Below are 20613 nucleotides of genomic sequence, written 5' to 3'. Positions count from 1 at the left end.
ACCGGAAAACAATGACAATGGTCCAATTTACCCGCATCTTTCGCGCCCCTATGCTGGTTGGCGGTCCAAAACAGGCGGAGAACAGAACAAATGGCGCAAAAGACGCTTCTGAAGGGACGTGTGCTTAGCTTCAACGGATCACCGTTCGAAGGTGAGCCCACCGATGCGACCAAAATTCACCAAGCCGTCCTGATCGAAGATGGCCGCATCGCGGCACTGGGCCAGGCGTCCGACCTGTCTGACGCGCATCCCGAAGCCAACATTAAGGATTATGGCGATCAGCTGATCATGGCGGGATTTGTGGATTCTCATGTCCACTATCCGCAGACGGCAATGATCGCGAGCTGGGGAAAGCGGCTGATCGATTGGCTGAACAGCTACACGTTCCCTGAAGAGATGAAGTTTGACGACCCCGCCTATGCCGCTGAAATTGCAAACAGATATCTAGACCTAACCGCAGCCCATGGCACCACGACCATGTGCAGCTTTTGTACCATTCATCCAGAGAGTGTTGATGCCTTCTTTACCGCCGCGCAGGCGCGTGGGCAGCGGGTTGTCGCGGGTAAAACCTGCATGGATCGCAATGCGCCTGAGGGGCTGCGGGATACTGCACAAACCGGGTACGACCAGTCCAAAGCTCTGCTTGAAAAGTGGCATGGGGTTGATCGCATATCTTACGCCATCACTCCACGATTTTCGCCGACATCGACGCCAGAACAGCTGGAGGCGATGGGCGCGCTTTGGGCCGAGCATCCCGACTGCCTGATGCAAACCCATCTGAGCGAACAGACCGATGAGATCGAATGGGTCCGATTCCTGTTCCCCGACACGCGCGACTATCTGGATACGTACGAGCAGTTTGGATTGCTGGGCGGAAATGGCCTATATGGGCACGCGATCCATCTGGAAGACCGAGAGCGGGATCGTCTGCGCGAGGTAGATGCAGCCCTGATCCACTGCCCCACTTCAAACACGTTTATCGGCTCTGGCCTGTTTGACATGAATGGTCTGATCCACTCAGGGCACCGCGTGGGCTTGGCCACCGACACCGGAGGCGGCTCAAGTTTTTCAATGCTGCGCACAATGGCTGCGGCCTATGAGATTGGTCAATTGCGGGGTTATCCTCTGCACCCGTCGCAATTGCTTTGGCTTGGAACGGTGGGATCGGCTCGTACCCTGCGGATGGATGACCGTATTGGAAACATCGCCGTGGGCATGGAAGCCGATCTGGCGGTGCTGAACCTCGCATCGACGCCTGCTATCGCCCAGCGCGAAGCTCATGCTGATGATCTTTGGGAAGCGGTGTTCCCGACCATCATGATGGGTGATGACCGTGCCGTAACCGATACCTGGATCGCCGGACGAGCTGTTTCTGGTTGATAGGAATGGGCCTATGGCCCATGCCTCCGGCGGAGGTATTTTTAGCCAGATGAAGAGCGGATCCGCTATTCTGCCAGCGCGCGTGCCAGACGATTCTGGGTTTCTATGACCCTTGGCAGGTCGATCGTGGCGATCTGACTGTTACGAACAATCTGGCGTCCCTCGACAAAGAGGTGTTTGACACGCGTCGGTCCGGCCAGAAGGAGCGCAGCGGGGTCCCAACTGCCTGCACTTTCAATTCCTTGCACGTCCCAAATGGCAATATCAGCTCGTTTACCGGGCATAAGCCGGCCGCAATCGGGCCGATTCAACACATCCGCCCCGCCTCGGGTGGCGATCTCAAGCGCCTCACGGGCCGACATGGCGTCAGCGCCGTTTGCTACTCGTTGCAGCAGCATAGACTGGCGCGCCTCGGCCATCAGATTGCCGCTGTCGTTGCTGGCTGATCCATCCACGCCCAACCCGACTGGCACGCCTTGATCACGCATTTTTCGGACTGGCGCGATACCTGAACCAAGACGACAATTGGAACATGGACAGTGCGCAACGCCGGTTCGGCTACGTGCAAACAGGTCAATCTCGGCGCCATCCAGCTTGACACAATGAGCGTGCCAGACATCCGAACCGGTCCAGCCTAATTCTTCGGCGTATTGGCCGGGTCTACATCCGAACTGATCTTGAGAATAGGCAATATCCTCATCGTTCTCCGCCAGATGGGTGTGCAGCATCACACCTTTGTCGCGCGCCAACAACGCGGCATCACGCATCAAGTCTCGGCTAACCGAGAACGGCGAACATGGCGCCAAACCAACGCGACACATCGAACCCTCAGATGGGTCGTGATAGGCGTCTACGACACGGATCATATCCTCCAGAATAGCCTGCTCGGATTCGACCAAAGCATCAGGAGGCAGTCCACCATCACTTTCGCCAATGCTCATAGCCCCACGCGTGGGATGAAAACGCAGCCCCAGCTCTGACGCTGCATGGATCGTGTGTTCAAGCCGCGCGCCATTTGGATATAGGTAAAGGTGGTCAGAGCTAAGCGAGCAGCCGGACAGTGCCATCTCGGCCAATCCGATCTGGGCAGATATAAACATCTCGTCAGGACCAAAGCGGGACCAGATGGGATAGAGCGTTCGCAACCAACCAAACAACAATGCGTCCTGCCCGCCGGGAACGGCGCGGGTGAGCGTTTGGTAGAGATGGTGATGGGTGTTCACCAGACCGGGGGTCACAACACACCCATTTGCATCATGTATTTCGCCATCGCTCGTAAGGCGCTGGCCAATCTGGGCAATCTTACCATCCCGAACCAGCAGATCAGCGCCTGCAAGCTCTTGCCGATCATCATCCATCGTCAGGATCATATCGGCGTTACGGATCAGAAATTCTGTCATTTTCGCACTCCCGCATACTGCCCGTCTCATGCATGGAGTGATGGGCTGGTGGAAAACGGGCGTAAGAACCAGCCGTGATCAGTTTAAAGTCGCAAAGAAGGGTCGGCAACCCGTTTAGTATTGCTTCAGAATTTCTAGCGCTGCCGCATGAATCTCAGTATTGGCTGCAGCGAGCGCACGCCCACCATTATGAGCCGGATTGCCCTGCCAATCCGTCACAATACCACCCGCGGCCTCGATCACCGCGATTGGGGCCTGGATATCGTAGGAATTCAATCCGGCCTCGACCACTAGATCGGTTTGACCTGCAGCGAGCAACGCGTAGGCATAACAATCCATCCCATAGCGTGTCAGCTTCGTTTTCTGAGAAACCGCCTTGAAGGCGGCGGCCTCGACCGCGCTGCCAACCTCCGGGAAGGTGGTGAAGATGATCGCCTGGTCCAGAGATCGAGTGTCACGCGTCCCAAGTTCGGTGCGTCCCAAAGGGCCTTTGACAAAGGCGTGCTCTTTATCTCCGATAAAACGTTCGCCGATATAGGGCTGATCGATCACACCAAGCTTCGGTCCAGTCTCATCGCTCAGGGCGATTAAGACACCCCATGTGGGCGTACCACTTATGAAACCGCGCGTGCCATCAATTGGGTCCAGCACCCAAACTCGTCCGCTTGTTCCCTCGGAATGACCGAACTCTTCCCCCAGGATACCGTCCTCAGGCCGGTGATCAGCCAGCACCCTACGCATTGCTTTTTCTGCTTCGCGATCAGCGGCTGTCACCGGATCAAAACCGGCATCGAGTTTGTTGTCTGTCTTCAGGTTAGATTGGCGGAAAAACGGAAGAATGGCCGCCCGCGCAGCGTCGGCCATTTCTTCGGCAATCTCTAGATCGCTTCGTAGGGTGTTTTGCATTGCTTACCCGTGCGCCCCACACCCCGCGAAGTCAAGCGCTTGTATCAGGCGACGTCGCTCAGCACGCGTGCCAGTTCAAACAGGCGGCGACGCTGGTTTTCCGGGATCGCATAATACGAGCGAACAAGATCAAGCGCTTCTTTGTCACCCATCAAATCCGCAGGAACCGATTTCTTGTCTGCATCCGACTTCTGAGCCTCTTCAAGACCCTCGAAGAAAAAGCTGACTGGAACATCCAACGCTTCGGCAATGTCCCACAAACGCGATGCGCTTATCCGGTTGGCCCCTGTTTCGTATTTTTGGATTTGTTGAAACTTGATACCAACTTGCTGCGCCAACTGCTGCTGAGTCATGCCAATCAGCCAGCGGCGATGCCGGACGCGTTTGCCCACATGGACATCGACGTGATGGGTCATTGGTAGTCTCCTTTACACAAACACCTGTCCGGGAAACCGCGACAGCAGCCATCGCCGCTTAGTTAGCGGGTCGCTGCTTAAGAACTCCCTAATTCGGATCGTGCCCCCCGAACAGCACCATAGTACAATATTGCCGCAATCCGTTATTTTTTCAAGCTGGTTGAATCAGAGAATTCGAACAGTGGTTTGTGGTTGTACGGCCGACATAGAGATTGATAGTTTCTAAATGGGAAACAGTTGATCCACCCTGTTCAGTTTAACGCTGTGAAGATTGCGAATGGAATTGACAAACGGTCAAGCCAGGCAGCCTATGGCGGCAAAAAGAGCGGAGACCAGTTATGCAGGCATTTCGTATCGAGACAAAAGGGGCACCCGCGCAGCTGTGCGAAACACAAGAGGCACCCTTGGAACATAACCAGGTCCGTATCGCAATCCGCGCCTGCGGCCTGAACTTTGCAGACCTTCTGATGCAGAAAGGCACGTATCAAGATACCCCCGAAGCGCCGTATACACTGGGCATGGAGATCGCGGGGATTGTCACCGAAATTGGAAACAATGTCGCGCATTTGAAACTGGGTGATCGCGTTGCGGTTTATTCCGGCCAGGGTGGGTTGGCCGAATCAGGCGTTTTTGATGCAGACCGGGCTATTCCCCTTCCAGATTCCACAAGTTTCGAAGACGCCGCCGCGATCCAGATCGCCTATGGCACAAGCCACATTGCTCTGGCACACCGGGCGCGCTTGCAACCGGGTGAGACACTGCTGGTCACCGGGGCCGCCGGTGGCGTCGGGTTAACCGCGGTTGAAATCGGCAAGTTGATGGGTGCGACGGTGATCGCCCAGGCGCGCGGTCAGGACAAATTGGCCGTGGCGCAAAACGCTGGTGCAGATCATCTGATTGACGCCAGCGAAGACCTGCGCGACCGCGTTCTCGCTCTGGATGGTGCTGACGTGGTCTACGATGCGATTGGTGGAGATGTCTTCAAGGCCGCCTTCCGCGCGACCAACCCGGAAGGCCGCTTGTTACCGATCGGATTTGCGGGAGGTGAGGTGCCCCAGATCCCGGCCAACCATCTATTGGTCAAGAACCTGACCGTGATCGGCGTATATATCGGCGGCTATCTGAATTTCAGACCCGAGATCGTGCGCGACAGCTTCAGCACCTTGTTCCGCTGGCACTCAGAGGGCCGGATAAAGCCTCATATCAGCCACGTCCTGCCCTTGCAGGACGCAGCAAAAGGTTTGGAACTGCTTCGCGATCGCAAATCCACCGGCAAAGTGGTGATCCGCGTCAACTCGCCACTTTAAGCGGCTGCGCCGTTGGATGATTGAAATTTTGGCGCAGTAGGTTCGCAAGCTCTGATACGTATTCCTCACGTACCCGCTCGGCACCATAAAGGTTTATGAACTGCACGGGCAAATCCGGCAGCACCCCGGCATGGTCAATCAGTTCCTGATGGCTGGGCTGGGTGCCTTCCAGCAAAACTCCCACAGCCAGATCAGCGCTGACGGTGGCTTCAACGGTGCGGTCGGAATCGCTGTCGATACTCATATCCCATTCGATTCCCGCATCATCCAGCGCCGCTGTCGCGACCGGGCGGAAAATGCAATTCCGGCAAAACCCCAGCCGCAAAGGCTTTTGGCGCCAGGCAGATCCGTTCAGCGCACCAACCCAACGCAAAGGCATATGGTGCAGGGTTTCGGCGCCCTCGCCCGCGCCCGATTCCGTAGTCACAATCAGATCGAAGCTTCCGCGTGCGAACTCTTCTTTCAAGTGCCGCGTGTTGGAAGTGACCAAGTTCACGCTGACCCGAGGAAAGCTGGCATTGAAACGCTTCAACACGCGCGGGATGAACGGATGAACGACGTCATGCGGTACGCCTAGCACGACCTCGCCCTCAAACGCCTGATCCGTCAGCCGCCCGATTACCTCATCATTCAACGCAATCATCCGCCGCGCATAAGCCAGCAACTGCTCTCCGGACGCCGTTAGCGCGATGGTTCGACCGGATCGATCCAGTAATTCCAGGCCCAAAAGCTCTTCCAGCCGTTTTAGCTGCATAGAGACCGCAGATTGCGTGAGGTGAAGAAATCCAGCGGCACGCGTCACGCCACCATGATCAGCAACAGCTACGAAAGACCGCAATGTAGTGATGTCCAAATTTCGCATGTTCAAGATTCCTTATGAGACTCGTCATAAACATTCATTTCCAAAATATGTCAGACTGCTCCATATAGATCAAGGAAATTGATTGAAGCGCTAAGTCTCATCAAACAATCAGGAAAGGGCAATGATTATGACCCATATAGCCATCTCAACCCCTCGTCGCATCAAGCGTAAGGCGATTGGTGCTCGGATACTTGACCTGTTTAACCTCGCTCGTCAGCGTCGCGAACTCGCCCAGCTTGATGATGATGCACTGAATGACATCGGCGTTTCACGCAAAGACGCGCGTAACGAAGCAGAGCGCCCGTTCTGGGACGCGCCCGACAGCTGGCACAAACATCTGTATTAATTCGAAAATACCGGCGGCTTGAGGGATTTGGCGACCAAGCCGCCGGTTTTTTGGCGACAGTTGCAAAAATTGCCGACAGTTTTGCTGAGTTTCAGGCTTAAAACCCTTGAAACGAGGGCCACACTCTCCGATATTTACCGGGAAACCGGCTCGCATCCGTGGGCTGCGAACAGAATATTGAAGGGAGACCCCTATATGGCACAATTCGACACGATCCGGACGGCGTCCGGCGCGCGCGCTGCCGAGATAGACGAGGGCCTGCGCGCCCATATGAACAAAGTCTACGGCACGATGTCCGTAGGCATGCTGATCACATTTGCCGTGGCATGGGCCGTGGGCTCGAGCCCGCAATTGCTGTCGATCTTCCGTGATCCGGTCACGCTGAGCCCCAATATCCTAGGCTGGATTGTGATGTTTGCACCTTTGGCGATGGTGTTTGGCTTTGGCGCCGCCATCAACCGCCTCTCGGCGTCCGGCGCACAGCTGTTCTTTTATGCATTTGCAGCCGTGATGGGCCTGTCGCTGAGCTGGATTTTCGTAGCATTCACCGGCATCTCGATCGCGCAGGTATTCCTGGTGACTTCGATCGCGTTTGCAGGTCTTTCGCTGTACGGTTATGTGACCAAGAAAGACCTGTCCGGCATGGGCACCTTCCTGATGATGGGTGTGATTGGCCTGATCGTCGCGATGGTTATCAACATCTTCCTGCAGTCGCCTGCGATCATGTTCGCAGTGTCGATCCTGGGTGTGCTGATCTTTGCCGGCCTGACTGCCTATGACACGCAGAAGATCAAAACCACCTATCTGCAGATGGCTCATGCTGGCGATCAGGAATGGCTTGGCAAAGCGGCGATCATGGGTGCATTGAACCTGTATCTGGACTTCATCAACATGTTCATGTTCCTGCTGCAACTACTGGGCAACAGAGAATAAAACTGCTTCCAACAGAATACAGGAAGCCCCGCTTAGCACTCCGCTAAGCGGGGCTTTTTTTATGTTGCTCTTCAAAAGCCCATACCAAGCCTTGGTGAATTCGCATGATGTTCCGACCAGATTCTTTTTCCTCCACAAATTTTACACGCCCTCATAGCCGGATAGTCGCCCGTATTTACGCATAATTCTCATGCTCAATTCACCGATTCTCATCAAAGCTCGGCGAACAATGATCAGCCTGTAGTTACTGTAGCAGTCGGCAGTCATCCTTGTTGGCGCAACCCTTAATTTGCACCACTCTGAAAGCCGCGTTTGCAAGTTTGCATGTGCGTTCATCAGCGCCATTCGCCATTGGAACGTTCGTGTACTTGGTCGATCCAATCAAAGAATTTCATAATTTTGATTGCCGAAACCGGTTTCGGAGAAAACAAATAGAAGAATGATGACGAATCCAACTCTCCAGCAACCGCAGTCTCGCCCCCGGAGTCATTCTGGCCCCGGCAGGGTAAAACTGGATCAATTGGCCGATCATCTTGGGCTTTCTAAGAGCACGGTGTCCCGCGCCCTGAATGGATATACCGACATCTCGGAATCCACGAGAAAGCGCGTTGAAACCACGGCGCGAAAGATGGGCTATCGCCCACTCAGCCATGCGCAGGCGATACGAACCGGGCGGGTGCGCGCCATTGCCATGGTCATCAACAGCGAAGAACCAGACCGGCATAATCCATTTCTTCAGGATTTTCTGGCCGGAGCATGCGAAGCGGCGAGCGCATCCGACTGGACGATGACGATTTCTACGGCGAAGTCCGAAAAAGATATGCTTGATGTATTGGGGCGGCTTGTCGAAGAGCGCAAAGCCGATGGATTCATTCTGCCCCGGACCGAGGTCGACGATGCGAGGGTGAAATACCTGCAAGAGTTGAAGGTTCCCTTCATCATGTATGGCCGCACGGGGTATGGGCAGGCGGACTGGCAGGATGAGACATCCTGGTTCGACATTTCGGGTGAATCTGCAACCCGTGATGCGGTCGGTCGGCTCGTCGATTTTGGCCATACGCGTATCGGATATGTCGGTAGCGATCCGAAATTCAACTACAGCCATCTGCGCCGTGACGGTTATCTTGAAGGTCTCAAGATCGCGGCCTTGCCTGCCGATCCCGAGTTGATCCGGGAAGGTGCTCGTACGCGCGAGGAGGGTGCGGTTGAGGCACGCGCGCTTTTGACGCTGAATCACCCACCTACTGCAATAGTATTTGCAACGGATCTGGCTGCGCTGGGGTGTTACTCGGTCTGTACAGAACTGGGCCTCGAGGTCGGGCAAGATGTATCAATTCTGGGATATGACGGCATCCCTGAATGCCAATATGTCAGCCCTGGTCTAACCACGTTCAGCGTCGATTCTAAGCGGGCAGGAGAACGCCTTGCGACGATGCTGATCAGTCAGACTCGCGGTGAAGCGCCCGCAGATCTGCGTGAGATTGGTGAGGCCGTTCTGATCGAACGCAGTTCCGACGGGCCACCAAGCGTTACAGCCGAGGAACTGGCCCGAAAAATTCAACTTTCAAAAGATCATAACCGGGGAGGAAACCGACTATGAAACTTGCACCTTTAGCATCGCGAATGATGCTTGGAACATCGCTTGCGCTAGTATTGGCGGCGACGTCAGCTCAGGCGGATACGATCCGCTTCTGGACCACCGAAGAACAGCCCGAGCGGCTGGCCAAGCAGCAGGAAATGGCTGACCAGTTCAAGTCTGAAACCGGCACCACGGTCGAGGTTATCCCGGTCACCGAAAGTGATCTGGGTACACGCGCCACAGCAGCATTTGCCGCCGGAGACCTGCCAGATGTGGTCTATCATCCGCTGCAATATGCCCTGCCATGGGCTGAAGCGGGCATTCTGGACACCGAAGCCGCCACCGAAGTGATCGAAGAACTGGGCGCCGACACCTTCGCCCCCGGCGCGCTTGGTATGGCGGCGTTCAATGACGAAACCGCGTCGGTACCGGTCGATGGGTGGACCCAAATGGTTGTCTACCGCAAAGACCTGTTTGATGAAGCGGGCCTTGAGGCCCCGAACTCATTCGCCAACGTCGTCGCTGCGCTGGAGCAGTTGCACAACCCGCCCGAGATGTACGGTTTCGTTGCTGCAACCAAAGTTGATGAAAACTTCATGAGTCAGGTTTTGGAGCATGTGTTCCTCGCCAATGGCGTGACCCCTGTTGGCGCGGACGGCTTCCAACCGCTGGATGAAGCCAAGACCATAGAGGTATTGGATTTCTACAAGGCGATCTCGAAAGCCTCGCCCCCGGGTGAGCTATTCTGGAAACAATCGCGCGAGCTGTATTTTGATGGCAAAGCAGCGATGATCATCTGGTCGCCCTTCATCCTTGACGAACTGGCCGGTCTGCGCGACAGCGCCCCGCCGACGATCAACGATGATCCGACCTCACGCGATCTGGCCTCGAAGACTGGTATCGTCACTAACTTCTCGGGCCCATCGAACCCAGATGGCGCGGCTTGGGGTGACGTTCGTTACTTTGGCATCACCAACGACGCCGACACCGACGCGGCGATGGAGTTCGTGAAATTCGCCATGGATGACGGCTATACTCAAACACTGGCCATCGCACCCGAGGGCAAGTTCCCGGTCCGTCGCGGTAATGCTGACAACCCGACCGCGTTCTCGGAAGCATGGGCAGAGCTGCCTGTTGGCGTGGACCGCAAAGCCCCGTTGGGCGAGCTGTATGATCAGGCGATGATCGATGAGATCGTCGGCGGTCTGGACGTGGCGCAGCGCTGGGGCGTTGCTGAAGGCCAGCTGGCTTTGGCGTCCAAAATGATCAACAGCCAGGCAATTAACCGGGTCGTGCGCCAATATATCGACGATGAAATCGATGCCGCCGCTGCAGTGGCCGCAATGAACGACGAGCTCGCGAAGGTTCAGTAACCTTGTGACACATGCAGCGGCGATTACGCCGCTGCACCCAACCCTTCGAGGTATCCCATGTCTTCGGCCACCCCACCGACCGGAACCGGGGCGCTAGCCAAACGCGAGGCGCGTCTGGCCTGGACGCTGCTGGCTCCGACAGTGATCAGTGTATCGCTTGTGGTGATCCTGCCCTTGCTGGCGATCTTTTGGATCAGCTTCAAGCCCTTCACCCTGTCTGACCTTCGTCCGCCTGCACCTGTGGTGCGTGAAAGCTTGCGCGGATCTGGCGAGGATCTGCGGATTGAATACCGCGTCCGCAACTCAAGTCAGGACATCGCCGTTGTCGGCGTCACCCTGACAGATGTTCTACCGGACGGCGTGACGGCGCGCGAAGTTGCAAGTCCCTGTGTTCTGGACGGGCAAAACCTGTTCTGCGATTTCGGCACACTGGAAGGCGGTCAACGCGAACGCATCCGTATTCCGGTCACATTGGACGGAGATCCGGACGCTTTCGAAGAGCTGCTCGAAGGATCAGAGCCCGGCGTGACCGGGAGCGGACCCAGCGTCCTGACCAACCTTGAATTCAGTCTGGAAAACTACGCCCGAGTCTTTGATGGAGACGAGTTCTGGGGCGTGCTGTGGGTTACGTTGTTCTACACCGTGGTCGGCACCATTGGAGCTTTGGTGATGGGCCTGTTTGCAGCCTTGTTGCTGAACAAAAGCTTCAAAGGACAAGGGTTCATACGCGGCCTCTATCTGTTCCCCTATGTGGCGCCGGTCATCGCTGTGGCCTTCACATGGGTCACCTTGTTCGACCCGTTCTCGGGTTCTGCCAACGCATTGTTGGTGCAGATGGGACTAAGCAGTGAACCGATCAACTTCTTCGGGGAACGCCCTTTGGCGCTTATCATGGTGACAGTGTTCGAGATCTGGCGCTATTTCCCGCTGTCGTTCCTGTTCATTCTGGCGCGGATGCAATCAATCGACTCCAGCATGTATGAAGCAGCAGATATGGATGGAGCCTCACCATTCCAGAAATTCTGGCTACTGAGCATCCCGCAACTGCTGGGCATCCTGTCGGTACTGTTCCTGCTGCGTTTCATTTGGACGTTCAACAAGTTCGACGACATCTTCCTGCTGACCGGCGGCAATGCCGGCACCCGTACGCTGACCGTAAATGTCTATGAACAGGCCTTTGCGGTTTCGAACATCGGCGCAGGCGCAGCGGTGGCCGTTGTGATCCTGATGTGCCTGATCGCCTTCAGCTTCGTCTTCTTCCGCTTCATCAGCCGTGAGGAGGGTTTGTGATGCGCAAAGGGTATATAACCGCCCCGATTCTAGGCGCGCTCTGGCTGGTGGTGATCGCCACTACTGTCGCCATCACCATGTCATTCTCGACCGGGGCTGCGTTCCGGCCACAGGTCTTGCTCTGCTTGATATGGGGGGCTGTTGCCGGTCTGGTGTATGTCCGCTTCCCGGCGCAACGCGCACCGGCCCGACTGGGTGTATCCGCCTTGTTAGGCCTGTCTTGCCTGACCGGAGTCGGGCCTGTCCTGATCGGCTCTGACACATCCCTGCAGGCAATACTGGTCACCGTGGTAGCGATGGCAGTCGTGATGCACCTATCCGTTGCCGCAATCCTGAAAGAGACTCCGTTCGGCGAGCTCACCCGTCATGAGTACGAAGAGGCCGTGATCAGGTTCTGTACGGGCTTTGGCTACATCTTCTTTACCGCGATCGTGATCATCCCGTTCTATGTGATGGTGATGACCAGCCTGAAGTCGCAACAGGCCCTGTTGCAGAACCCGCTGGATTTCTCGGTAGATCTATCACAAGGCACCGCGCTGTTTCGCAGCTATACCGAGCTGTTTCGCGATTTCAACTTCGGCACCTATCTTTGGACCTCGCTCTACGTCTCGGTCCTGACGGTCTTTATCACCCTGCTGTTCAGCGTCCCCGGAGCCTATGCGGTGGCGCGGTTCCGTTTCTCAGGGCAAAAGGCGTTCTCGCGCTCGATTCTGCTGATCTACATGGTGCCGATGATCGTTCTGGCGCTGCCGATCTATATCGCGTTCTCGCTGACTGGCTTGCGCAACTCGATACTTGGCATCGTGATGATCTACCCGGTCACGACAATCCCTGTCGCGCTGTACATGCTGCAAGGTTATTTCCGTGGCTTGCCGACTGAGGTGGAAGAGGCCGGTCTCATGGATGGGCTGTCGCGGCTGGCAGTGATTTGGAAGATTACGCTGCCGCTTAGCCTGCCTGCGCTGGCGTCGGTCTCGCTCTACGTCTTTATGATCGCTTGGAACGAGTTCCTGCTGGCCTTCATGCTGCTGGACGACCCTTCGAAATTTACCCTGACCCGAGGCGTCACGATGCTGAACTCCTCGGAGATTCCCCGACAACACCTGATGGCGGGTGCGGTGATCGCCACCGTTCCGATCATGGCGCTGTTCCTGGGACTTGAACGTTTCATGACTAAGGGCCTGACTGCGGGGTCCGTCAAAGGATGACTGAGATGAACCAACATACAAACCCCGACCGCGAGGCGCGCAACATTCTGGTTGCCAATGATCGCGGCGGCTACACCATCCCGACCGAAGGGCTTTACCCCTATCAATGGAATTGGGACAGCGCGATTGCGGCGCTTGGCTTTGCCGAGTTCGACATTGATCGAGCCTGGGTGGAACTTGAAACACTGTTCTCGGGCCAGTGGGACGATGGAATGGTGCCGCATATCCTGTTCCACAAACAGGATGACGGATATTACCCCGGCCCGGATGTCTGGGGTGGCCACGGGCCGATCCCGTCCTCTGGCATCATTCAGCCCCCGGTGGCTGCAACTGTGGCGCGGAAGATCTGGGAAAAAGATGGCGATGCAGGCGCGGACCGCGTTCGCGCGCTTTTCCCATCTCTGCTGGCGTGGCATCGCTGGATCATGAGATGGCGACTCGACGAACACGGCGCGGTCTGCACCACGCATCCGTGGGAAGCTGGTCGCGACAATGCACCGGACTGGGACAAAGCAATGGAGGGCGTAGATCCCACAGGTGTCGGAGACTACCAGCGCCGTGACACAAGCCACGTCAACAGTGCAGATCGACCGACCAAATACGACTATGACCGCTATATCAAATTGGTTCAGATCGGCTGTCAGGCCGACTGGGATCAACAGAAGTTGCTGAGCCTGAATCCCTTCCGAGTCGCCGATCCGACGATGACATTTATCACTCTGCGCGCCGCACGCGATCTGCAGGAGATCAGCGAAAGGCTTGGAATTGCTGCGGATGGACTAAGTAGCGACATTCAAAGGCTCGAAGCGGGCGCGCGATCTTTGTGGAACGAAACGCTGAGCTCGTTCGACTCGCGTGATGCGCTGACTGGTGATTGGGCCGGAAGCATCTCTAACGCGTCGTATCTTTGCTGGTTTGGGGGACTTGATTCACAGCACATGCTGGAGCGCCTGCGGGCGACGCTTGCAAAAGTACCCTTTCCAGTTCCCAGCTATGACCCCGCGATGCCCAACTTCGACCAACGCAGGTACTGGAGGGGTCCCACTTGGGGGTTCATGAATATGCTGATCGGGTTTGGATTAGCGGATATGGGGCACCTCGAAGAAGCCGAGGCACTGCGCCAGAAAACGTCGCAGCTGATCGCAACAAACGGCTTCGCTGAATACTACGATCCTCTGACCGGCAGCCCTGCCGGAGGGAATTCATTCACCTGGACAGCCGCGGTTTGGCTGCATTGGGCAGGGAGGAACTAATGGGCAGCATCGAACTAAAATCCGTCGAAAAGTGGTTTGGCTCGGCCCAGGTCATCAAAGGCGTTGACCTAATGATTGATGAAGGTGAATTCATCGTCTTCGTCGGTCCATCGGGCTGTGGAAAATCCACCCTGCTTCGCATGATCGGTGGGCTTGAAGATATCTCGCGCGGATCGCTACTAATCAACGGCAATGATGTCACGGATCACCCACCCTCCAAGCGGGGTCTGACGATGGTGTTCCAGTCCTATGCGCTTTATCCCCACCTGACGGTCGCCGAAAATATGGGGTTCTCACTTAAGGTCGCGGGTGTTCCGAAGGCCGAGATAGCAGAGCAGGTCAATAAAGCCGCCGAGGTTCTCAAGCTGGGACCTTTTCTGGAACGTCGCCCCAAGGACCTGTCCGGTGGACAGCGGCAGCGCGTTGCAATTGGTCGTTCTATCGTGCGCGACCCGACGGCGTTTCTGTTCGATGAACCGCTCTCGAATCTTGATGCAGCGCTTCGTGTCGAAATGCGTTACGAAATCGCGAAACTTCATCAGAACCTAAAGCGCACTATGATCTACGTAACGCACGATCAGGTTGAAGCGATGACATTGGCCGACCGCATCGTCGTGCTTGAGTACGGCAAGATCGCGCAAGTCGGCACACCCCGCGAGCTTTACGAACGCCCTGCCAACCTGTTTGTCGCACAGTTCATTGGCAGCCCCAAAATGAACATATTGCCGTGCACGACTCAGAACGATGGCTACACTCTGGAACATGGCAGAGGCGGCGACTTCGCGCGCTCGGGTGTAGCAAGCAAACTCGGCATTCGCCCCGAACACATCGATGTTGTATCATCGGGCGATGGGCAATGTGATGGCATCATAGAGGTGATTGAGTATCTGGGGGCAGATACCTTCCTGATCGTGGATTGCGGCGCCGAAGAGAAGGTTACCGTGCGCCTAAATGGGGACACCGCTCTAAAGCCTGGGGCAAAGATCGGCCTGCATTTTCCCACCGACAAACTTCATTTCTTTGACGAGAATGGGCAGGCATTGGTAGAGCAATGAACGTTGCTTCCTATCAGTTGAGGTTAAACAGTTCTGCTGATCTGGGCAGAGTTTCACCACTGATTATTCTTTGGCGGTGAGGCGGAATAGAGAACACGCATAGCGCTTGCTTGGATGCCAACGGATGGCGGGGGGCCTCTGAACTCGCGTGATCATCGCCCGGTGTGTCACATGGATTGAATGACCGGTGCTGGGTTTGAGCCCTTGTTCAGTGCCTCGTAAGACTTGCAGAAACACTGAAACTAGAAAGCCCCCGCCAATGGCGGGGGCTTTTACTTAGATTGTGTAAGCTAAATTAACGGCAGTTCAGCGGCACTGCAAAACCCGAACTGCGCTCGGACGAACCCTTGCGGTATACATCACCTGCGGGCAAGCATCCGGTAAAGCGTTCCGTTTGAGCGCCAAAGGCCGAGCCCACCGATGTATCAACTTTGGTGGAGTTGTTTTCCGTACGCAGGACACCGAACAACTGACCGTTTACACTGACATTGCTCAGGTACAGATTGGTATCACTGCCAGTGAGCTGAACTGAATTCGCATCTGAGCGACCGCCATTATCGATTGCGACACCCGCGATCTTTTCAAGCTCGGCTTTGTCCGATGTAACCTGGACCGTTGGCAGCTTGGCCAGTTCCGCCGGGATGTTGGTTTCTGGCGGCAAAAAGGCTACGGCGCCTTTTACATCCGACACTGTGCGCGGTTCACCATCAATCCCGGTGAAACCAACACCTTCGCGGTTAAAGGGGTCTTCGCAGGCTGACAATGTCAGAACAGCAAGAGCGGGCAACAAGATTTTTTTCATGGCGGTCAACATTTTGGAAAGGGTTGCTGAAGCGTAGCGGCAGGGGATTAGAAAAAGCAAGCCGCTGAGATTCAGAACACCCAAACCTCTGATGCGCCCCTGCAACGCCCCTGCTTGGTTTAGGCCGACCAAGAGATACCCCAAAACAATACAAAAAAGGACCCTGCATGGCAGAGTCCTTCTTCAAAAAGTATGTCAGAGGGCAGATTACTTGATCTTGCCTTCTTTGTACTCGACATGCTTCCGAGCGACCGGATCGTATTTACGAATGGTCATTTTCTCGGTCATGGTGCGCGCGTTCTTCTTGGTCACGTAGAAGTGGCCCGTGCCCGCGGTCGAGTTCAGACGGATCTTGATTGTCGTCGGCTTCGCCATGGTTATCTCCTGCGTCCGAAAAGGCAGGGGCCTTTCGGTTGAATCCTTATGAGCGTGCGCTTTTAACCGCTCATGCGCCCAAGTCAACCGGATTCGCCGCGTTGGGGGAACAATTCCTGACATGGCTTCAAGAGCAGTCGATTTGGAACGCTCACGATTCTGTGATAGTGTCGCCGGAACCTCCGAAGCCCGTTTTGCGGACTTAGGTAATACCGGGCCGGATGTAAATTCCGGCAGACAACACCGCTCACAACTATAGCAACGCCCGGCTGTCTATTTGGCCGGGTCTTTTCCGGTTTGCGCGCAATCCTGCACGCGACACGGCCAGGGAGTCGGCCGCTTTTAGCGCTCCGAATAAACTGCAACCAAGGGAGAGAAATATGCCTGTTTTCATTACCTATGCTTCTTATTCGCAAGATGGGGTCAAAGGAATGTTGGCAAAACCGGAAGATCGCACCGGTCCCGTCAAGGCCTTGCTTGAGAAAGCAGGCGGCAGACTGATCTCATTTTATATAACCACCGGAGGCAATGATGTCGTCGTTATCAGCGAACTGCCTGAAGGCAGTGATGCTGTGGCAATTGGCATGGCCGTCGCGGGCACGGGTGCGGTTTCGAGGATCGAGACCGTTCGCGCATGGTCGGCGCAGGAATTTGTTGCCGTCGCCGAAAAAGCTGCAGCACTTGGCGGCACCTACACACCTCCGGGCGGGTAACAGGAGATGCGCGGAGGGCCTGTAAGCCGGATCCTGTTCCAGGGTTGCCCCCTTCGATGACCATTCCTCTAGGCCGTGCATTGCTGCGCGGCTCGAGCTGCCAACCCGGTCCCTCTCGGCCAAGGCGTGCCTAGCGGCGGTATCGGTTTGCACCGACCGGCCCGCGCGGGGACCCTATTCGGCATTGCTCCCGGTGGGGCTTGCCGTGCCGCCACTGTTGCCAGCGGCGCGGTGGGCTCTTACCCCACCGTTTCACCCTTGCCACACGTGTGTAGCGGTTTGATTTCTGTGGCGCTTTCCGTCGGGTTTCCCCGCCCGGGCGTTACCCGGCACCGTTGCCTTGTGGAGTCCGGACTTTCCTCTCGGGCCTAAAGACCCCAGCGGCCATCCGGCCCTCCGCGCGTGAGTTGGGTAGGCTCTGTGCGTGATGGCGTCAAGAGGGGTTGGGGTGGTGAAGGGGCCAGCCCCTTCTTGGCCTATGGCCAATTCATCCCCGAGATATTTTTGGCCAGATGAAGGGCGGATCAGGTCGATTTTGGGAGCGGACAGAGGGCTATGAGATCATCGAGGTGCAAGGGGCCTGAGGCCCACGGGCGATAGCGCAGGCGTGTGGAATTTAGGAGCGTCTTCTCGTCGCTTGTCGCTGTGTAGCCCCGGTTCTGCGCCAGCTCGCGGAAGTTGACGTTCGGTTCGAGGGCAGTACCACGCCGAGCGGCAAGGCGCTGGTGTTCCAGCCTTTGCCAGTCGAACCGAGGGCCGGGGTCGGACTTGCGGCCCGGTGCCATGTCGGAATGCCCGATCACACCCTCAGGCGCGATGGTCCAACGCTGCATGAGTTCGGGCAAAAGCTGTTCCAATACACGCATTTGGGGTTCGGCAAACGGGTGATCTCCGCCATTGTCCAGCTCGATCCCGATCGAGCGGGAGTTTATGTCGGCTTGCCCTTGCCACTCCCCTGCCCCGGCGTGCCAAGCGCGATCTTCCTCTCGGACAAGCTGCCAGAGCGCACCGTCGCGACCGATCAGGTAGTGGGCGGAGACCTCGGGACCCGGATCGCAAAGACGTTCAAGCGCGGCAGCAGCGCTCTCCATTGCAGTGTAGTGCAGCACGATCAGCTTGGGTGACAGCCCATCCCGGCGGGGGCCGAAATTGGGCGATGGGTGCCAGATGGGGGAGAGCTTAGTTGTTGACGGCACTGCGGAACGGGCTGGGGTCCCAGCCGCAGGCGTAACCGTCGCCGTCCGGATCCAGCCCTTTGCGGTCACGCTGGGGGCCTCCATTCGACAGAAACTCAATCTGCGCCTGATCAGGTGAGGCGAACTGAGCGCAGTTGCGCTGTGCCTTGGCCTGCAGGTTAAATCCCGCTCGGCTGTACAACTGGGTACCGATGGGGTTCGAAGTGCTCAGGGCGTATTGCACGATATTGGGTTGCCCGTCAGAGCCACGCTCGGGCACGGCAGTAGGGGCGACGACCTCGTAAGACTGCCGATTCTGTTCGATACGAGCAGCGTCGGCATCGATACTGCGACGGTTCGAGACAGCCTCAAAATCCTGCTCATCAGAGATACTTGGGTTGTTTGTTGCAGTCAGAGGCGCGACGCGCGTCTCTTGACCCGACGTATTCGCCAAGGCAATGGCCGTCTGGTTGGCGATGTCAGAGGCGTCGCCTGTTGGTACGGCACCAACAGCCCCCTGCGCCGAGAGCGGCTGCTCTGAAACCGCCTCGGGTGGCGCAAGCGGATTACCGGCCAGACCCTGCCCGGCCAGTTCGGCCTCGCGCTGCGCCTGATATTCCGGCGTATTGAAACCGGTACCCGAAACAGGGGTAACGGTATCACATGCCGCGATCAGCCCAAGGGCCGGGATCAGAAGCAATTTGCGCATTTGGCTGCTCCGGTTCTTTATTGCCGTGTCAGGATTGAGGATTACCACCATTTTCCGGGCTTGGCCACAAACCCAGCCGCGCTCTCTAGCGCGTAGGCGGTGTTGAGCAGATCGCCTTCCTCCCACGGACGGCCGATCAGCTGCAGACCCAACGGAAGGCCCTGTTTGTCCAGACCAGCAGGAACCGAAATACCGGGCAGGCCAGCGAGGTTCACTGTCACGGTGAACACATCGTTCAGGTACATCTGAACAGGATCAGCCTCGGTCATCTCGCCCAGACCGAACGAGGCCGACGGCGTTGCCGGGGTCAGGATCGCATCAATGCCTGCGGCAAAGACATCTTCGAAGTCCTTCTTGATCAGGGTGCGGACCTTGCGGGCGCGGTTGTAGTAGGCGTCATAGAAGCCTGCAGACAGCACGTAGGTGCCGATCATCACCCGGCGCTGGACCTCATGACCGAAGCCTTCGGCGCGGGTCTTTTCGTACATCTCGGTGATGCCATCGCCTTGAGCCAACTGCGCTCGGCGGCCATACCGGACACCGTCATAGCGGGCGAGGTTCGACGACGCCTCGGCAGGAGCAATCACGTAATAGGCAGGCAGCGCGTATTTGGTATGCGGCAGCGAGATATCTACGATTTCGGCGCCTGCGTCTTTCAGCATAGCGGTGCCATCGGCCCAAAGCTTTTCAATCTCGGCAGGCATGCCGTCCATGCGGTATTCCTTGGGGATACCGATTTTCTTGCCTTTGATATCGCCGGTCAGCATCGCCTCGAAATTTGGCACGGCCAGCTCGGTGCTGGTGGAATCCTTGGGGTCATGACCGCACATGGTTTCCAGCATGATCGCTGCGTCTCGGACGTTCTTGGTCATCGGACCGGCCTGATCCAGAGAAGAGGCGAAGGCCACAATGCCCCAGCGCGAGCAACGACCATAGGTTGGCTTGATGCCGGTGATACCGACAAAAGCAGCAGGCTGGCGGATCGAACCGCCGGTATCGGTACCGGTCGCGGCCAGACACAGGTCAGCCGAGACAGCCGAGGCTGAGCCACCGGACGAGCCGCCGGGTGTCAGCTGTGCATCGTCATTGCCGCGCCGCCACGGGCTGACCGCATTGCCGTAAACGGATGTTTCATTAGACGAACCCATCGCGAACTCGTCCATGTTCAGCTTGCCCAGCATCACAGCACCAGCATCCGCCAATTGTTGCGACACGGTGGATTCGTATTCGGGCTTGAACCCCTCGAGAATTTTCGAGGCCGCTTGCGAGGGCACGCCCTTAGTGCAAAACAGGTCCTTGATGCCGATCGGCAGACCGCACATCGAAGGCGCGTCATCGCCTTTGATCCGCTCATCCGCCGCCTTGGCGCGCTCCAGCGCGATCTCGGGCGTTTTGTGGACAAAGGCGTTGAGCGCGTCGGCGTCGTCAATCGCCTTGAGGCAAGCCTCGGTCAGTTCAACGGATGTGACATCTTTGGCACGCAGCGCGTCGCGGGCCTCGGCCAGGCCCAATTTGTTCAGTTCGCTCATGA

General features: G+C 56.9%; 20 protein-coding genes and 1 other RNA gene. 11 read left to right on the top strand and 10 right to left on the bottom strand.

Annotation, left to right across the window (positions count from 1 at the left end; genetic code table 11):
* Positions 1 to 90: 90 nt before the first annotated feature.
* Complete coding sequence (gene guaD / locus ACR0NE_RS10065) at positions 91 to 1380, top strand: guanine deaminase (RefSeq protein ID WP_170512366.1); 1290 nt, start codon at positions 91 to 93, stop codon at positions 1378 to 1380.
* A 65-nt stretch (positions 1381 to 1445) separates the two neighbouring features.
* Here guaD and ACR0NE_RS10060 read toward each other — a convergent pair whose 3' ends face one another.
* The 3 genes from ACR0NE_RS10060 to ACR0NE_RS10050 form a co-directional block, all read right to left on the bottom strand.
* On the bottom strand, positions 1446 to 2780 hold the full coding sequence (locus ACR0NE_RS10060) for an 8-oxoguanine deaminase (protein WP_170512368.1): 1335 nt from the start codon (positions 2778 to 2780) through the stop codon (positions 1446 to 1448).
* Between the two features lie 114 nt (positions 2781 to 2894).
* Positions 2895 to 3686, bottom strand: a complete 792-nt coding sequence (gene hisN, locus ACR0NE_RS10055; RefSeq protein ID WP_170401576.1) for a histidinol-phosphatase — start codon at positions 3684 to 3686, stop codon at positions 2895 to 2897.
* 44 nt (positions 3687 to 3730) lie between these two features.
* The gene (locus ACR0NE_RS10050; protein WP_170343628.1) at positions 3731 to 4102 is read right to left on the bottom strand and encodes a helix-turn-helix domain-containing protein; all 372 of its coding nucleotides are present in this window, start codon (positions 4100 to 4102) and stop codon (positions 3731 to 3733) included.
* A 338-nt stretch (positions 4103 to 4440) separates the two neighbouring features.
* Between ACR0NE_RS10050 and ACR0NE_RS10045 the strand changes: the two genes are divergently transcribed.
* A complete protein-coding gene (locus tag ACR0NE_RS10045; RefSeq protein ID WP_170594667.1) occupies positions 4441 to 5409 on the top strand; it encodes an NADPH:quinone oxidoreductase family protein in 969 nt (322 codons plus the stop codon).
* Here ACR0NE_RS10045 and ACR0NE_RS10040 read toward each other — a convergent pair.
* Positions 5393 to 6271: a LysR family transcriptional regulator gene (locus ACR0NE_RS10040; RefSeq protein ID WP_170392200.1), complete on the bottom strand. Its 879-nt coding sequence runs from the start codon at positions 6269 to 6271 to the stop codon at positions 5393 to 5395. The genes ACR0NE_RS10045 and ACR0NE_RS10040 overlap by 17 nt on opposite strands.
* 127 nt (positions 6272 to 6398) lie before the next feature.
* On the opposite strand from ACR0NE_RS10040, the gene ACR0NE_RS10035 reads away from it, so the two are divergent.
* The 8 genes from ACR0NE_RS10035 (at position 6399) to ACR0NE_RS10000 (ending at position 15308) form a co-directional block, all read left to right on the top strand.
* Entirely contained in the window at positions 6399 to 6617 is a 219-nt protein-coding gene (locus tag ACR0NE_RS10035) for a YjiS-like domain-containing protein (RefSeq protein WP_170594665.1), read from the top strand.
* 195 nt (positions 6618 to 6812) lie between these two features.
* Positions 6813 to 7550, top strand: a complete 738-nt coding sequence (locus ACR0NE_RS10030) for a Bax inhibitor-1/YccA family protein (RefSeq protein ID WP_010441904.1) — start codon at positions 6813 to 6815, stop codon at positions 7548 to 7550.
* A 439-nt stretch (positions 7551 to 7989) separates the two neighbouring features.
* Positions 7990 to 9150, top strand: coding sequence for a LacI family DNA-binding transcriptional regulator (locus ACR0NE_RS10025; RefSeq protein WP_480436221.1), 1161 nt, complete (start codon positions 7990 to 7992; stop codon positions 9148 to 9150).
* Positions 9147 to 10502 (top strand): extracellular solute-binding protein, encoded by a 1356-nt coding sequence (locus ACR0NE_RS10020; protein ID WP_170594663.1) that lies wholly within the window; start codon positions 9147 to 9149, stop codon positions 10500 to 10502. Before ACR0NE_RS10025 ends, ACR0NE_RS10020 begins: the two co-directional genes overlap by 4 nt.
* A gap of 57 nt (positions 10503 to 10559) precedes the next feature.
* A complete protein-coding gene (locus tag ACR0NE_RS10015) occupies positions 10560 to 11792 on the top strand; it encodes a carbohydrate ABC transporter permease (RefSeq protein ID WP_170512378.1) in 1233 nt (410 codons plus the stop codon).
* Entirely contained in the window at positions 11792 to 13000 is a 1209-nt protein-coding gene (locus tag ACR0NE_RS10010; protein ID WP_170512414.1) for a carbohydrate ABC transporter permease, read from the top strand. The genes ACR0NE_RS10015 and ACR0NE_RS10010 overlap by 1 nt, the downstream gene beginning before the upstream one ends.
* Before the next feature lie 5 nt (positions 13001 to 13005).
* Positions 13006 to 14253: an MGH1-like glycoside hydrolase domain-containing protein gene (locus ACR0NE_RS10005; protein ID WP_480459619.1), complete on the top strand. Its 1248-nt coding sequence runs from the start codon at positions 13006 to 13008 to the stop codon at positions 14251 to 14253.
* Positions 14253 to 15308: an ABC transporter ATP-binding protein gene (locus ACR0NE_RS10000; RefSeq protein ID WP_170392212.1), complete on the top strand. Its 1056-nt coding sequence runs from the start codon at positions 14253 to 14255 to the stop codon at positions 15306 to 15308. The genes ACR0NE_RS10005 and ACR0NE_RS10000 overlap by 1 nt, the downstream gene beginning before the upstream one ends.
* Positions 15309 to 15603: 295 nt before the next feature.
* Here ACR0NE_RS10000 and ACR0NE_RS09995 read toward each other — a convergent pair whose 3' ends face one another.
* Positions 15604 to 16110: a membrane lipoprotein lipid attachment site-containing protein gene (locus tag ACR0NE_RS09995; protein WP_170392214.1), complete on the bottom strand. Its 507-nt coding sequence runs from the start codon at positions 16108 to 16110 to the stop codon at positions 15604 to 15606.
* Positions 16111 to 16317: 207 nt separating this feature from the next.
* A complete protein-coding gene (gene rpmG / locus ACR0NE_RS09990) occupies positions 16318 to 16485 on the bottom strand; it encodes a 50S ribosomal protein L33 (RefSeq protein ID WP_010441901.1) in 168 nt (55 codons plus the stop codon).
* Between the two features lie 380 nt (positions 16486 to 16865).
* Between rpmG and ACR0NE_RS09985 the strand changes: the two genes are divergently transcribed.
* Positions 16866 to 17198, top strand: a complete 333-nt coding sequence (locus ACR0NE_RS09985) for a GYD domain-containing protein (RefSeq protein ID WP_170392216.1) — start codon at positions 16866 to 16868, stop codon at positions 17196 to 17198.
* A gap of 6 nt (positions 17199 to 17204) precedes the next feature.
* Here the strand turns inward: ACR0NE_RS09985 and rnpB are convergent.
* From rnpB to gatA, 4 genes are all read right to left on the bottom strand, one after another.
* Positions 17205 to 17598, bottom strand: an RNA gene (gene rnpB, locus ACR0NE_RS09980) — RNase P RNA component class A.
* Positions 17599 to 17722: 124 nt separating this feature from the next.
* Positions 17723 to 18394 carry an N-acetylmuramoyl-L-alanine amidase gene (locus ACR0NE_RS09975; RefSeq protein ID WP_255611736.1) on the bottom strand — a complete coding sequence of 224 codons (672 nt, stop codon included), beginning with the start codon at positions 18392 to 18394 and terminating at the stop codon, positions 17723 to 17725.
* Positions 18378 to 19082: an excalibur calcium-binding domain-containing protein gene (locus ACR0NE_RS09970; protein ID WP_170512388.1), complete on the bottom strand. Its 705-nt coding sequence runs from the start codon at positions 19080 to 19082 to the stop codon at positions 18378 to 18380. The genes ACR0NE_RS09975 and ACR0NE_RS09970 overlap by 17 nt, the downstream gene beginning before the upstream one ends.
* Before the next feature lie 41 nt (positions 19083 to 19123).
* The gene (gatA, locus tag ACR0NE_RS09965; protein WP_170594659.1) at positions 19124 to 20611 is read right to left on the bottom strand and encodes an Asp-tRNA(Asn)/Glu-tRNA(Gln) amidotransferase subunit GatA; all 1488 of its coding nucleotides are present in this window, start codon (positions 20609 to 20611) and stop codon (positions 19124 to 19126) included.
* Positions 20612 to 20613 lie beyond the last annotated feature (2 nt).

It is taken from the genome of Ruegeria sp. C9 (genome assembly GCF_056537585.1).
The sequence above is the reverse complement of the archived record's forward strand: the minus strand, read 5'-3'. Positions and strand labels throughout refer to the sequence as shown.

Bases quoted from the DNA above. Each gene is read 5' to 3' on its own strand.
- guaD (WP_170512366.1), top strand. From the start codon at position 91: ATGGCGCAAAAGACGCTTCTGAAGGGACGTGTGCTTAGCTTCAACGGA.
- ACR0NE_RS10060 (WP_170512368.1), bottom strand. From the start codon at position 2,780: ATGACAGAATTTCTGATCCGTAACGCCGATATGATCCTGACGATGGAT.
- hisN (WP_170401576.1), bottom strand. From the start codon at position 3,686: ATGCAAAACACCCTACGAAGCGATCTAGAGATTGCCGAAGAAATGGCC.
- ACR0NE_RS10050 (WP_170343628.1), bottom strand. From the start codon at position 4,102: ATGACCCATCACGTCGATGTCCATGTGGGCAAACGCGTCCGGCATCGC.
- ACR0NE_RS10045 (WP_170594667.1), top strand. From the start codon at position 4,441: ATGCAGGCATTTCGTATCGAGACAAAAGGGGCACCCGCGCAGCTGTGC.
- ACR0NE_RS10040 (WP_170392200.1), bottom strand. From the start codon at position 6,271: ATGCGAAATTTGGACATCACTACATTGCGGTCTTTCGTAGCTGTTGCT.
- ACR0NE_RS10035 (WP_170594665.1), top strand. From the start codon at position 6,399: ATGACCCATATAGCCATCTCAACCCCTCGTCGCATCAAGCGTAAGGCG.
- ACR0NE_RS10030 (WP_010441904.1), top strand. From the start codon at position 6,813: ATGGCACAATTCGACACGATCCGGACGGCGTCCGGCGCGCGCGCTGCC.
- ACR0NE_RS10025 (WP_480436221.1), top strand. From the start codon at position 7,990: ATGATGACGAATCCAACTCTCCAGCAACCGCAGTCTCGCCCCCGGAGT.
- ACR0NE_RS10020 (WP_170594663.1), top strand. From the start codon at position 9,147: ATGAAACTTGCACCTTTAGCATCGCGAATGATGCTTGGAACATCGCTT.
- ACR0NE_RS10015 (WP_170512378.1), top strand. From the start codon at position 10,560: ATGTCTTCGGCCACCCCACCGACCGGAACCGGGGCGCTAGCCAAACGC.
- ACR0NE_RS10010 (WP_170512414.1), top strand. From the start codon at position 11,792: ATGCGCAAAGGGTATATAACCGCCCCGATTCTAGGCGCGCTCTGGCTG.
- ACR0NE_RS10005 (WP_480459619.1), top strand. From the start codon at position 13,006: ATGAACCAACATACAAACCCCGACCGCGAGGCGCGCAACATTCTGGTT.
- ACR0NE_RS10000 (WP_170392212.1), top strand. From the start codon at position 14,253: ATGGGCAGCATCGAACTAAAATCCGTCGAAAAGTGGTTTGGCTCGGCC.
- ACR0NE_RS09995 (WP_170392214.1), bottom strand. From the start codon at position 16,110: ATGAAAAAAATCTTGTTGCCCGCTCTTGCTGTTCTGACATTGTCAGCC.
- rpmG (WP_010441901.1), bottom strand. From the start codon at position 16,485: ATGGCGAAGCCGACGACAATCAAGATCCGTCTGAACTCGACCGCGGGC.
- ACR0NE_RS09985 (WP_170392216.1), top strand. From the start codon at position 16,866: ATGCCTGTTTTCATTACCTATGCTTCTTATTCGCAAGATGGGGTCAAA.
- ACR0NE_RS09970 (WP_170512388.1), bottom strand. From the start codon at position 19,082: ATGCGCAAATTGCTTCTGATCCCGGCCCTTGGGCTGATCGCGGCATGT.
- gatA (WP_170594659.1), bottom strand. From the start codon at position 20,611: ATGAGCGAACTGAACAAATTGGGCCTGGCCGAGGCCCGCGACGCGCTG.